Source organism: Ideonella sp. A 288 (genome assembly GCF_002198735.1).
Lineage (GTDB): Bacteria > Pseudomonadota > Gammaproteobacteria > Burkholderiales > Burkholderiaceae_C > Pseudaquabacterium.
The window spans coordinates 45,184-57,490 of the sequence record NZ_MWLO01000105.1 but is presented as its reverse complement, the minus strand read 5'-3'; the positions used below and the strand labels follow the sequence as shown (position 1 = coordinate 57,490).

General features: G+C 67.5%; 11 protein-coding genes. 4 read left to right on the top strand and 7 right to left on the bottom strand.

The features are described from left to right. From grpE to EOINJALH_RS10400, 4 genes are all read left to right on the top strand, one after another. Positions 1 to 513, top strand: a 513-nt coding sequence (grpE, locus tag EOINJALH_RS10415; protein ID WP_144289961.1) for a nucleotide exchange factor GrpE, incomplete at its 5' end; no start/stop codon positions are given. A gap of 90 nt (positions 514 to 603) precedes the next feature. Further along, positions 604 to 2,538 (top strand): molecular chaperone DnaK, encoded by a 1,935-nt coding sequence (dnaK, locus tag EOINJALH_RS10410; protein WP_088280285.1) that lies wholly within the window; start codon positions 604 to 606, stop codon positions 2,536 to 2,538. 191 nt (positions 2,539 to 2,729) lie between these two features. Further along, positions 2,730 to 3,869, top strand: coding sequence for a molecular chaperone DnaJ (gene dnaJ, locus EOINJALH_RS10405; protein WP_088280284.1), 1,140 nt, complete (start codon positions 2,730 to 2,732; stop codon positions 3,867 to 3,869). 161 nt (positions 3,870 to 4,030) lie between these two features. Continuing rightward, positions 4,031 to 5,656 carry a response regulator gene (locus EOINJALH_RS10400; protein WP_088280283.1) on the top strand — a complete coding sequence of 542 codons (1,626 nt, stop codon included), beginning with the start codon at positions 4,031 to 4,033 and terminating at the stop codon, positions 5,654 to 5,656. A gap of 85 nt (positions 5,657 to 5,741) precedes the next feature. Here EOINJALH_RS10400 and EOINJALH_RS10395 read toward each other — a convergent pair whose 3' ends face one another. The 7 genes from EOINJALH_RS10395 to EOINJALH_RS10365 form a co-directional block, all read right to left on the bottom strand. After that, positions 5,742 to 6,833, bottom strand: a complete 1,092-nt coding sequence (locus tag EOINJALH_RS10395; RefSeq protein ID WP_234413769.1) for a PA0069 family radical SAM protein — start codon at positions 6,831 to 6,833, stop codon at positions 5,742 to 5,744. Between the two features lie 125 nt (positions 6,834 to 6,958). After that, positions 6,959 to 8,377: a replicative DNA helicase gene (gene dnaB / locus EOINJALH_RS10390; protein WP_088280281.1), complete on the bottom strand. Its 1,419-nt coding sequence runs from the start codon at positions 8,375 to 8,377 to the stop codon at positions 6,959 to 6,961. A gap of 146 nt (positions 8,378 to 8,523) precedes the next feature. Continuing rightward, a complete protein-coding gene (rplI, locus tag EOINJALH_RS10385) occupies positions 8,524 to 8,976 on the bottom strand; it encodes a 50S ribosomal protein L9 (protein WP_088280280.1) in 453 nt (150 codons plus the stop codon). Positions 8,977 to 8,989: 13 nt separating this feature from the next. After that, positions 8,990 to 9,280, bottom strand: coding sequence for a 30S ribosomal protein S18 (rpsR, locus tag EOINJALH_RS10380; protein WP_088280279.1), 291 nt, complete (start codon positions 9,278 to 9,280; stop codon positions 8,990 to 8,992). Between the two features lie 17 nt (positions 9,281 to 9,297). Further along, the gene (gene priB / locus EOINJALH_RS10375; RefSeq protein WP_404872753.1) at positions 9,298 to 9,588 is read right to left on the bottom strand and encodes a primosomal replication protein N; all 291 of its coding nucleotides are present in this window, start codon (positions 9,586 to 9,588) and stop codon (positions 9,298 to 9,300) included. 50 nt (positions 9,589 to 9,638) lie between these two features. Further along, positions 9,639 to 10,001, bottom strand: coding sequence for a 30S ribosomal protein S6 (rpsF, locus tag EOINJALH_RS10370; RefSeq protein ID WP_088280277.1), 363 nt, complete (start codon positions 9,999 to 10,001; stop codon positions 9,639 to 9,641). A gap of 108 nt (positions 10,002 to 10,109) precedes the next feature. After that, the gene (locus tag EOINJALH_RS10365) at positions 10,110 to 12,239 is read right to left on the bottom strand and encodes a VC_2705 family sodium/solute symporter (protein WP_088280276.1); all 2,130 of its coding nucleotides are present in this window, start codon (positions 12,237 to 12,239) and stop codon (positions 10,110 to 10,112) included. Positions 12,240 to 12,307: the final 68 nt, after the last annotated feature.

Below are 12,307 nucleotides of genomic sequence, written 5' to 3'. Positions count from 1 at the left end.
GCGTGCCCTGGCCAGCGACAATGCGCGCCGGCCACCGAAGCTGCCCCGCCGCAGCCGACCATCGAACAGCGCCTGGCCGAACTGGAGGCCCGCCGGGCCGAAGCCGCCGACGCCTACCTCCGCGCCAAGGCCGAGGCCGAGAACACCCGCCGCCGCGCCGAAGAAGAGGTGTCGAAGGCGCGCAAGTTCTCCATCGAGGCCTTTGCCGAGAGCATGCTGCCGGTGAAGGACAGCCTCGAGGCCGCCATCGCGATGCCCGAGGCCAAGGTCGAGCAGGTGCTCGAAGGCGTGCACGCCACGTTGCGGCAATTGAATGCGGCACTCGAGCGCAACAAGGTGCTGCCCATCGCCCCGCCAGCCGGCACGCGCTTCGACCCGCACCACCACCAGGCCATCAGCGTGGTGCCGGCTGAGCAAGACCCGAACACCGTGGTCACCGTGCTGCAAAAAGGTTATCTGATCGCCGACCGCGTGCTGCGGCCAGCGTTGGTGACCGTGACGGCGCCCAAGTGATCCAGAACAAGCTTCGGGCCGGCAGGGCTTGAAACCGCCGTCCCGGACCACACCTCGACCGCAAGCAAATTTCCTCTTCAGGAGCAACACATGGGCAAGATCATCGGCATCGACCTCGGCACCACGAACTCGTGCGTGGCCATCATGGAAGGCAACACCACCAAGGTGATCGAGAACAGCGAGGGTGCGCGCACCACGCCGTCGATCATCGCCTACCAGGAAGACGGTGAAGTGCTGGTGGGCGCCTCGGCCAAGCGCCAGGCGGTCACCAACCCGAAGAACACGGTCTACGCGTCCAAGCGCCTGATCGGCCGCAAGTTCACCGAGAAGGAAGTGCAGAAGGACATCGACCTGATGCCCTACAAGATCCTGGCCGCCGACAACGGCGACGCCTGGATCGAGGTGCGCGGCAAGAAGCTCGCGCCGCCGCAGATCAGCGCCGAGGTGCTGCGCAAGATGAAGAAGACCGCCGAGGACTACCTGGGCGAAGAGGTCACCGAGGCCGTGATCACGGTGCCCGCGTACTTCAACGACAGCCAGCGCCAGGCCACGAAGGACGCCGGCCGCATCGCGGGCCTGGACGTCAAGCGCATCATCAACGAGCCCACTGCCGCGGCCCTGGCCTTCGGCCTGGACAAGCACGGCAAGGGCGATCGCAAGATCGCGGTGTTCGACCTGGGCGGCGGCACCTTCGACATCTCGATCATCGAGATCGCCGACGTCGACGGTGAAAAGCAGTTCGAGGTGCTGTCGACCAACGGCGACACCTTCCTGGGCGGCGAAGACTTCGACCAGCGCATCATCGACTACATCGTCACCGAGTTCAAGAAAGAGCAAGGCGTCGACCTGACCAAGGACGTGCTCGCCCTGCAACGCCTGAAGGAAGCGGCCGAGAAGGCCAAGATCGAGCTGTCCAACAGCACGCAGACCGACGTGAACCTGCCGTACATCACGGCCGATGCCACCGGCCCGCGGCACCTGAACATCAAGCTCACCCGCGCCAAGCTCGAGTCGCTGGTCGACGAACTGATCGCCCGCACCATCGAACCCTGCAAGATCGCCGTGAAGGATGCCGGCGTGAAGCTCACCGACATCGACGACGTGATCCTGGTCGGTGGCATGAGCCGCATGCCCAAGGTGCAGGAGAAGGTGAAGGAGTTCTTCGGCAAGGAACCGCGCAAGGACGTCAACCCGGACGAGGCCGTGGCCGTGGGCGCGGCCATCCAGGGCCAGGTGCTGGGCGGCGAGCGCAAGGACGTGCTGCTGCTGGACGTCACCCCGCTGAGCCTGGGCATCGAGACGCTCGGCGGCGTGATGACCAAGATGATCAAGAAGAACACCACGATCCCGACCAAGTTCTCGCAGGTGTTCTCCACCGCCGACGACAACCAGCCGGCCGTGACGATCAAGGTCTACCAGGGCGAGCGCGAGATGGCCACGGGCAACAAGAGCCTGGGCGAGTTCAACCTCGAAGGCATCCCGCCGTCGCCGCGCGGCCTGCCGCAGATCGAGGTCACCTTCGACATCGACGCCAACGGCATCCTGCACGTCGGCGCCAAGGACAAGGCCACCGGCAAGGAAAACAAGATCACCATCAAGGCGAACTCCGGCCTCACCGAGGAAGAGATCCAGAAGATGGTGAAGGACGCCGAGCTCAACGCGGCCGAGGACGCCAAGAAGCTCGAACTGGTGCAGGCCCGCAACCAGGCCGACGCGATGGTGCACTCGGTGAAGAAGAGCCTGGCCGAGCATGGCGACAAGCTCGACGCCGGCGAGAAGGAAAAGATCGAGGCCGCGCTGAAGGACGCCGAGGAAGCGCTGAAGGGCGACGACAAGGCCGCCCTCGACGCCAAGACCGAGGCCCTGATGGCCGCCAGCCAGAAGCTGGGCGAGAAGGTCTATGCCGAGCAGGCCGCTGCCGCCGGTGGCGCCGCGGGTCCAGGCGCGGGCGAGGCACCGAAAGCCGATGCCAAGCCGGCCGACGAGAACGTGGTCGACGCCGAGTTCAAGGAAGTCAAGAAGTGATCTCCGGCACAGCCCTTCGGGGCTGTCCGGTCTTCGCGCCGCGTTCGAGCCTCCGGGGCCCTGCCCCGGGGCCCGGCGCGGCGATCTCCATTCAGCGGTACTGAGCACCCCCGGGGCCCGGCATCGACCGGACCGCCCCGGCATGGGGGTCAAGCAAGGTGGCCGAGCCACGCATCCTCGAGAGCTAGTCCATGGCCAAGCGCGACTTCTACGACATCCTCGGCGTCCCCAAGAACGCCTCCGACGACGACATCAAGAAAGCCTACCGGCGGCTGGCGGCCAAGCACCACCCCGACCGCCACCAGGGTGACGACGTCAAGAAGTCGGAAGAGAAGTTCAAGGAGGCCAAGGAGGCCTACGAGATGCTTTCCGACCCGCAGAAGCGGGCGGCCTACGACCAGCACGGCCATGCGGGCGTGGACCCGAACGCCGGCATGGGCGGGTTCGGCGGCGGCGGCGGCGGCAGCTTCGCCGATGCCTTCGGCGACATCTTCGGCGACATCTTCGGTGGCGCCGCCGGAGCCCGGCGCGGGGGCGGCCAGCAGGTCTATCGCGGCTCGGACCTGAGCTACGCGATGGAGATCACGCTCGAGGAAGCCGCCCACGGCAAGGACGCGCAGATCCGCATCCCCACCTGGGACAACTGCGAGACCTGCAAGGGCACCGGCGCCAAGCCGGGCACCAGTGCCAAGACCTGCACCACCTGCAATGGCTCGGGCACGGTGCACATCCGCCAGGGCTTCTTCAGCATCCAGCAAACCTGCCCGCACTGCCAGGGCAGCGGCAAGATCATCCCCGAGCCCTGCACCACCTGCAACGGCGCCGGCAAGATCAAGCGACAGAAGACGCTGGAGGTGAAGATCCCCGCCGGCATCAACGAAGGCATGCGCATCCGTTCGGCCGGCAATGGCGAGCCGGGCACCAACGGCGGCCCCCCGGGCGACCTGTACATCGAGATCCGCATCAAGGAGCACGACCTCTTCGAGCGCGACGGCGACGACCTGCACGTCAAGGTGCCGGTGCCGCTGACGACGGTGGCGCTGGGCGGCTCGATCGAGGTGCCCACCCTCGGCGGCAAGGCCGAGATCGAGCTGCCCGAGGGCACCCAGCACGGCAAGACCTTCCGGCTGCGCGGCAAGGGCATCAAGGGGCTGCGCTCCAGCTACCCGGGCGACCTGTACTGCCACGTCTCGGTGGAAACGCCGGTCAAGCTCACCGAGCACCAGCGCAAGCTGTTCAAGGAGCTCGACGAATCGCTGCGCAAGGGCGGCGACAAGCACTCGCCCACGGCCAAGAGCTGGACCGACCGGGTCAAGGACCTGTTCAAGTAGGTCGCCGCCGCAGAGGCCCGGCGGCCCCTGCGCTCAAGCCCCGCCGCGCGGGGCCGATATGAAGGCATCGCTGCAGTCCGCCCAGGCCCGCGCATGCCCCTCCTCGCCTTCCATCGCTCGCCCGCCCCGCGGCCGCCCCCCTTCCAGCGGCGGGACGCCCGATGCTGATCGACCGCGACATCGACCAGGCGCACGCGCTGGTCATCGACGGCAACCCGACCTCGCGCAGCGTGATGTCGGCTCAGCTGCGCGACCTGGGGGTCGGCCACATCAAGCAAACCGGCCGGGTGAACGATGCCCGGCTGCTGCTGGAACGGCGGCCCTACGACATCGTGCTGTGCGACTACCACTTCGAGTCGTCGGCCATGTCCGGCCAGGACCTGCTGGACGAACTGCGCCGCGAGAACCTGCTGCCGCACGCCACGGTGTTCATCATGGTCACCGGCGAGGCCACCTACGCCAAGATCGTCGAGGCCGCCGAATCGGCGCTGGACAGCTACCTGCTCAAGCCCTACACCGCCGCCTCGCTGGGCGAGCGACTGATGGAGGCGCGGCGCCGCAAGCGCATGCTCAAGGACATCTTCGAAGCCCTCGAGCGACAGGACAACGAGCGCGCGCTGCGCCTGTGCATCCACCGCTTCAGCCAGCGCGAGAGCTACTGGCAGTTCTGCGGGCGCGTGGCGGCCGAGCTGATGCTCAAGCTGAACCGCTCGTCCGATGCACGGCGCATCTACGAGGCCGTGGCCAAGGAAAAGGCGCAACCCTGGGCGCGGCTGGGCATCGCACGCGCGCAGTTGGCGGGCGGCGAAGTGGTGCCGGCCCGGCGCACCATCGAAGCCCTGCTGACCGACCATCCGCAGCATGCCGACGCCTACGACGTGCTGGGCCGGGTGCACGTCGACCAGGGCGACTTCGGCCAGGCTCTGCTGACCTACCGCAATGCGGCGCAGCTGACCCCGGGCTGCCTGCTGCGCCTGCAGCACTGCGGCACCCTGGCGTTCTACCAGGGCGAACACGCCGAGGCCTTGCGCATGCTGGAACGCACCATGGCCATGGGCCTGCGCAGCAAGCTCTTCGATGCGCTGACGCTGATGCTGCTGGCGCTGCTGCGCCACGACAGCGGAGACACCAAGGGCCTGGCCGCGGTGCGCGAACAGATCCGCCGCTACGCCGAGCGCCATGCCGGCTCGACCCGCCTGCAGCGATTCGACGATGCCACCGCGGCACTGCTGGCGCTGCAAGGGCGCGATGCGCAGAACGCCACCGACACGGCGCGCGCGATGGCCGCAAGCTACGAGGCGGAAGGCTTCGACCTCGAGGCCGCCACCGTGGTGCTGGCACTGTGGAGCCGCCTGCCGCCGGTGTCCTCGGGCACCGAGGACATGGCCCTGGTCGGACGCCACATCGGCATGCGCTTCTGCGTGTCGAAGGCCGTGACCGAGATGCTGGTGGCGGCCACCGGACACCATGAGGTGCTCGAACCCACCATCCGCGCCTGCCACGCCGAGATCACCGGCATGGCCGAACAGGCGATGAGCTTCTCGCTGCGCGGCGAACCCCGCCTGGCCGTGCAAACCCTGCTGCAGCAAGGCACGGACACGCTGAACGCCAAGCTCATCGAGATGGCGGGCCTGGTGGCCCAGCGCCATGCCGAGACCATCGAGGACAGCGCCCACCTGCTGACAGAGACCACGAGCCTGCAGCGCCGCTTCTGCCACCCGATCACGCACCTGGCCGGGGTGCGGCGCACCGGCCGGTCGCCCGGCGGACTGCTGCTGCGCCGCTGAGCCGGCAGGGCCCCGGGGCTCAGGCACCGGGCCATTGCCATCGACGCTCCGCCCACGGTCGGTGATGCGCCGACCGTGGGCGGTGTCAGAACAGGCGGCCCTGCCGCTCATCACCCCGCACAGCAGGCCGCCGGAAGCGGCTGAGGTCGAGTCCCGCACGGTCGTTCTGCAGCCCCAACCGCCGCGTGGCCTTGTCGAAACGCTGGCGCAGCAGGCTGGCCCAGATGCCCTGCCCGGTCATGCGGCTGCCGAACTGGCTATCGTTGTCGCGGCCCCCGCGCATCTCGCGCACCCGCGCCATCACCCGATCGGCGCGCTCGGGGAAGTGCTGCTGCAGCCACTGCTGGAACAGCGGGTTCACCTCCCAGGGCAGGCGCAGCACGATCGAAAACGCCGACGACGCACCCGCGTCGCGCGCGGCTTCGAGGATGCGTTCGAGCTCGGGTTCATTGATGAACGGGATCACCGGCGACACGCTCACGCCCACCGGCACGCCGGCCTGCGCCAGCGTGCGGATGGTGCGCAGCCGCCGCTCGGGCGACGCAGCACGGGGTTCGAGCACCCGCGCCAGCGCGGCATCGAGCGTGGTGATCGACACGTAGACCGCGGCCAGGCGCTGCTCGGCCATCGGCGCGATGAGGTCGAGGTCGCGCTCGACACCCGACGACTTGGTGAGCAGCGAAAAGCCATGCGAGAACTCGCTCATCACCTCGATCACGCCGCGGGTGATGCGCATGCGGCGTTCGGCCGGCTGGTAGGCGTCGGTGACGGAGCCGATGTTGAGCATCTGCGGCTCGTAGCCCGGCGCCATGAAGGCCTCGCGCAGGCGCTGCGCGGCATTCACCTTGGCGACGATGCGGGTCTCGAAATCGAGCCCGGGCGAGAGGTTCAGGTAGCTGTGCGTGGGGCGCGCGTAGCAGTAGATGCACCCATGCTCACAGCCCCGGTAGGGGTTGATCGACAGGTCGAAGCCGATGTCGGGCGAATCGTTGCTGGCCAGGATGGACTTGACGCGCTCTTCGAGCACCTGGGTCTGCGGCGGCACCACATCGCTCTGCACGGCCTGCTCGACCTCGCCCCAGCCGTCGTCGACCGGCTCGCGCTGCACGCGCTCGAAGCGATGGGGCAGGTTCCAGCCCGTGCCGCGTCCCTTGACCGGCTCGGCCGGCGCTCCCATGGGCTGGGACGGAACGGGAACGATTGGCACGGTGCGCATACTGTGAATATATACAGTTCACGCACCCCCGTCCAATGGCCCTTCCCAGGGCACCGGAATGACCGTCTGCCAAGTCGGCTGGCCGGTCAGTATTCCCCGCCGCCAGAGCTGCCCGGCGCCAGGTTGTCGAACTTGGTCAGCGGTTTCAGGAAGGTGAGCTTGACAGTGCCCACCGGCCCGTTGCGCTGCTTGCCGATGATGATCTCGGCGATGCCGGGCTCCTTGCACTGCTCCTTGGTGTAGTACTCGTCGCGGTAGATGAACATGATGATGTCGGCGTCCTGCTCGATGGCGCCCGACTCGCGCAGGTCGCTCATCATCGGCCGCTTGTCGGTGCGGGTCTCGACGCTGCGGTTGAGCTGCGACAGCGCGATCACCGGGCACTGCAGTTCCTTGGCCAGCGCCTTCAGGCCACGCGAGATCTCGCTGATCTCGGTGGCGCGGTTCTCGCCGTCGCTCTTGCTGGTGCCGCTCATCAGCTGCAGGTAGTCGACCACGATCAGGCCGAGCGTGCCGCCGAACTGCCGGGCCATGCGGCGAGAGCGCGCGCGCAGCTCGGCCGGGTTCAGCGCCGGCGTCTCGTCGATGTACATCGGCGCCTTGCTCAGGTACTCGGCGGCCTCGGTGAGCCGGCCCCATTCGTCGTCCTTGAGCCGCCCGGTGCGCAGGTGCGACTGGTCGATGCGGCCGAGCGAGCCGACCATCCGCAAGGCCAGCTGCGCGGCGCCCATTTCCATCGAGAACACCAACACCGGCAGGCCCTCGCGCACGGCCACGTTCTCGGCGATGTTCAGCGCGAAGGCGGTCTTGCCCATCGACGGCCGCGCGGCCAGGATGATCAGGTCGCCCTTCTGCAGGCCCGCCGTCATGCTGTCCATGTCGTAGAAGCCGGTGCGGATGCCGGTGACGTCTTCGGCGCCGTTCTCGTGCAGCTCGGTCACACGCTCGATCAGCTGCATGGTCAGCCGGTCGATGCCGATGAAGCCCTGCTTGTTGCGCGAGCCTTCCTCGCCGATCTTGAAGATGCGGCCCTCGGCCTCGTCCAGGATCTGCGAGACCGGGCGGCCCTGCGGGTTGAAGGCGTTGGTGGCGATCTCGTCGCTGGCCGAGATGAGCTTGCGCAGGATGGCGCGCTCGCGGACGATCTCGGCATAACGGCGCAGGTTGGCGGCACTGGGAACGCTCTGCGCCAGGGCGTTGAGGTACGACAGGCCACCGCAGGCCTCGGCCTTGCCGGTGCTCTGCAACTGCTCGAACACGGTGATCACGTCCGCCGGCTTGCTGGCGGCGATCAGGGCCGAGATCGCGATGAAGATCTCGCGGTGCTCGAAGCGGTAGAAGTCGCTGTCGGTGATCTGGTCGCCGGCGCGGTCCCAGGCCAGGTTGTCGATCAGCAGGCCGCCCAGCACGCTCTGCTCGGCCTCGTTGGAATGCGGGGGCACGCGCAGGCGCGAGACCTCGTCGTCGGTGGTGGGAGCGCCTGGGGGATTGAAGACTGCTGACATGTCCGGGCGATGATAAATCGGGGTCACCCGCAGGCCTGTGGGCAAGCCTGTGGAGAAGCGGGGGGCCGGCTGTTGAAATGCGGCTGGAGAAAAGAAAAAGGGCCGGCAGAGCCGGCCCTCGTCGCGATGAACGCGCAGCGGGTGGATCAGTCGGCCTCGGGCACCACGTGCACCGTGACCTCGACCACCACGTCGGTGTGCGCCGCCACCTGGACCGGGTGCTCTCCCACGGTCTTCAGCGGGCCGTTCGGCATGCGAACGTTGGCCTTCGGGATGTCGAAGCCCAGCTTCTTCAGGCCTTCGGCCACGTCGAAGTTGGTCACCGAGCCGAACAGGCGGCCATCCACGCCGGCCTTCTGGGCGATGGTGACGGTCTTGCCGGCGAGCTTCTCGCCGACGGCTTGCGCCGCGGCCAGCTTCTCGGCGGCGGTCTTCTCGAGTTCGGCGCGGCGACCCTCGAACTCCTTGATGGCCACGGCCGTGGCGCGACGGGCGCGCTTGGTCGGGATCAGGAAGTTGCGGGCGTAGCCGTCCTTGACCTTGACCACATCACCCAGGTTGCCCAGGTTGGCGACTTTGTCGAGCAGGATCACTTGCATGGTCTTGGCTCCTTCAGACGCGATGCTGGTCGCTGTACGGCACCAGGGCCAGGAAGCGCGCACGCTTGATGGCCACGGTGAGCTGGCGTTGGTAGAACGCGCGCGTGCCGGTCAGGCGGGCCGGCGTGATCTTGCCGTTCTCGCCGATGAAGTCGCGCAGCGTGTCGACGTCCTTGTAGTCGATCTCTTCGACGTTGGCGACGGTGAAGCGGCAGAAGCGCTTGCGCTTGAACAGCAGCGATTGCTGGTTGCGCTTGGGCTTGCGGTCCTTGGAGAACTTACCTTTACCACGTGGCGGGGGCATGGTGAACCTCTTTCAATCTAGATTGCGGTGTGCGGTGAATCGGTGTCGAGCGACGTGACATGGAACGACAGGCCGCGTCCGTTGCGTGCTGCTGTGAGGAACCCGGCGAATCCGGCGGATGTTCCAAGAAGCAGCTCGCCGAGGGCCCGTGTGATCGCCCCGATCGCCACCGCCTTGATCTCCATCGAGACCTTGCGGGGCTGGCCGTCCTCGGTGACCGTCGACTCGTGCTTGAGCATCAGGTCGAGGGCCGGAAGGCCGGCGGGGGTGTATCGCACGGCACCTCGTTCGACCAGTTGCGCCGTCAGAACCAGCCGGTTCGACGGTGCGCGGTCGGGCGTGGCGGCGTGTTCGTCTGTCAGGCGCTGGTTTCCTGGTTCGACTTGCGGGCTTCTTCCTTCTCGACCATCTTCATCATGACGGACGGGTTGGTGTCTGCCTTGGGTCGCGACACGGTGAGGTGGCGCAACACGGCGTCGTTGAAGCGGAAGCCGGTCTCGATCTCAGCCAGGGTTTCCTTGCTGCACTCGATGTTCAGGCACACATAGTGCGCCTTGGCGAGCTTCTGAATCTGGTAGGCCATCTGGCGGCGGCCCCAGTCCTCGACCCGATGCACCTTGCCGCCCGCGGCGGTGACGATGCCTTTGTACCGTTCCAGCATGGCTGGAACCTGCTCGCTTTGATCCGGATGGATCACGAGCACGATCTCGTAATGACGCATGAACGCTCCTTGAGGTTTCCGAAGATCGGAAGCCGCCCGGCAAGCGTCGACACGCCGGTGCGGCAAGTGGACGGCACAGGAATGCACCGTCCGGTGAAAAGCCGGCGATTATAGCCTTCGCGTCGAACCGCCCGACCGGCCGGTGCCAGGCTGGGCTTCGGGGCTGCGCAGGTGGCGCAGCAATTCCATCTCGTCGGGGCCGGGTGGCGCGGTCAACAGGCTGACCACGACCAGCGCCAGCAGGCCGGCCGGCACGCCGAACACGCCGGCGGCGATGGGGTCGATGTTGAACCAGCGCGTCGCCAGCGTGCCGGAGGCCAGGCCCCATGCCCGCTGCACGACCGGCAGGTTGGCCACGATGTAGCCGATGCACACCGCCAGGCCCACGAACATGCCGGCGACCGCGCCGGCCCGGTTGGCACGGCGCCAGAAGATGCCCGCCACCAGCGCCGGGAAGAAGGCCGCAGCCGCCAACGAAAAGGCGGTCGTCACGAAGGGCAGGATGCCGGCCATGCGCGCCGACGCGGCCCAGGCCGCCATGATCGCGACCAGCAGCACCAGCATCTTCGACAGCATCACCCGACGGATCGGCGAAGCCTTCGGATTGATCTCGCGGTAGTACAGGTCGTAGGACAGCGCGCTGGCAATGGTGAGCAGCAGGCCGTCGGCCGTGGACAGCGCCGCCGCCAGCCCGCCGGCGGCCACCAGGTAGGTCACCACCACGGGCAGCCCACCGATCTCAGGTGCTGCCAGCACGATGAGGTCGCCGCCCAGGCGCAGTTCGGCCAGTTGCAGGAAGCCATCGCCGTTGATGTCTTGGACGCCGACCTGCGACGGATCGATCTTGGACCAGCGCCGGATCCAGGCCGGCAGATCGGCAAACGGCATGCCGACGATCTCCGTGAAGACCTCGTACTTCACCATCACCGCAAACGCCGGTGCGCTGAGGTAAAGCATGGCGATGAAGAACAGCGACCAGCCCACCGAGTTGCGTGCCGAGGCCACCGACGGAGAGGTGTAGTAGCGCATCAGCACGTGCGGCATGGCTGCGGTGCCCAGCATCAGGCAGAACACCAGCGCCAGGAAGTTGCGCCGGTCGATGCCGGAAATGGCCTCGACGCTGTCCTCGACCGGATAGGGCTTCACCTGGGGAGCCAGTCCTGCCAGGGGCGCCGCCTGGACCAGTGTCTGGTCGAGCTCGCGCTGGTACTGCGCGCGCGCCTCCGATTCATTGCGCGGCAAGCGCTCCAGGCGGCGCTGCAACTGCTGCAGGCCCAGCGACGAGGTGTTCTGCGCCCGGAGCAACTGGATCTCGCGCTCGAGCTGCGCGCGCTCCTCGGTCAGCGCGGCGGACGGGTCGGCCAGCTTGCCTCGCAGGGTGACGGCCCGCCCTTCCAGGATGCGCCGGACTTCGATCTCCCGGGTGTCGATGAGCAGTTGGGCTTCTCGTTCGGTGACGATCTGCAGTTGCTTGTCGTAGCTGAACAGCGGTGCCCAGGAACCGTTCTGGTTCACGTTCAGCCACAGCACCGGCACCATGTAGGCGAGGATCAGCACGATGTACTGCGCCACCTGCGTCCAGGTGACGGCGCGCATGCCGCCCAGGAACGAGCACACCAGCACCCCGCCCAGGCCGACGAAGATGCCGATCTCGAAATTGAAGCCGGTGAGGTGCGAGGTGATCAGGCCGATGCCGTAGACCTGCACGACGACATACACGAAGCTCACCAGCACCGTGGCCGCCACACCGATGAGGCGCGGCATGCGGCCGCCATAGCGGGCGCCGAGGAAATCGGGCACCGTGAAGCGACCGAACCGCCGCAGATACGGTGCCAGCAGCAGCGCGACGAGGCAGAACCCTCCGGTCCAGCCGAGGATGTAGGCCAGCCCGCTGAACCCCTGCAGGTAGATCACGCCCGCCGTGCCGATGAACGAGGCCGCCGACATCCAGTCGGCGGCGGTGGCCATGCCGTTGTACATCGCCGGCACGCGCCGGCCTGCCACGTAGTACTCGGCCTCGATGGTCGTGCGGCTGGCCAGCCCGATGCCGGCATAGACCAGCACCGTGGCGATCAGGAAGCTGGCACTGATCCAGCTTCGGGGCCAGCCGCTGCGTTCGAGCAAGGCCAGTGCGATCACGAACAGCACCACCGCCACGGCGAACAGCGCATAGCGCCGGTTCAGCCGGTCGCGGAACACTCGGCTGATCAGTTCTGTGGGCGGTTGTCGGGCAGCCATCGGCGCCCGAGCATACCGCCCCAGGACGCCGTGCCTCCCGGGGCATCACCCGATCGCCAAAGGCTCCG

Bases quoted from the DNA above. Each gene is read 5' to 3' on its own strand.
- EOINJALH_RS10400 (WP_088280283.1), top strand. From the start codon at position 4,031: ATGCTGATCGACCGCGACATCGACCAGGCGCACGCGCTGGTCATCGAC.
- dnaJ (WP_088280284.1), top strand. From the start codon at position 2,730: ATGGCCAAGCGCGACTTCTACGACATCCTCGGCGTCCCCAAGAACGCC.
- EOINJALH_RS10395 (WP_234413769.1), bottom strand. From the start codon at position 6,833: ATGGGAGCGCCGGCCGAGCCGGTCAAGGGACGCGGCACGGGCTGGAAC.
- rplI (WP_088280280.1), bottom strand. From the start codon at position 8,976: ATGCAAGTGATCCTGCTCGACAAAGTCGCCAACCTGGGCAACCTGGGT.
- dnaB (WP_088280281.1), bottom strand. From the start codon at position 8,377: ATGTCAGCAGTCTTCAATCCCCCAGGCGCTCCCACCACCGACGACGAG.
- EOINJALH_RS10365 (WP_088280276.1), bottom strand. From the start codon at position 12,239: ATGGCTGCCCGACAACCGCCCACAGAACTGATCAGCCGAGTGTTCCGC.
- dnaK (WP_088280285.1), top strand. From the start codon at position 604: ATGGGCAAGATCATCGGCATCGACCTCGGCACCACGAACTCGTGCGTG.
- rpsF (WP_088280277.1), bottom strand. From the start codon at position 10,001: ATGCGTCATTACGAGATCGTGCTCGTGATCCATCCGGATCAAAGCGAG.
- rpsR (WP_088280279.1), bottom strand. From the start codon at position 9,280: ATGCCCCCGCCACGTGGTAAAGGTAAGTTCTCCAAGGACCGCAAGCCC.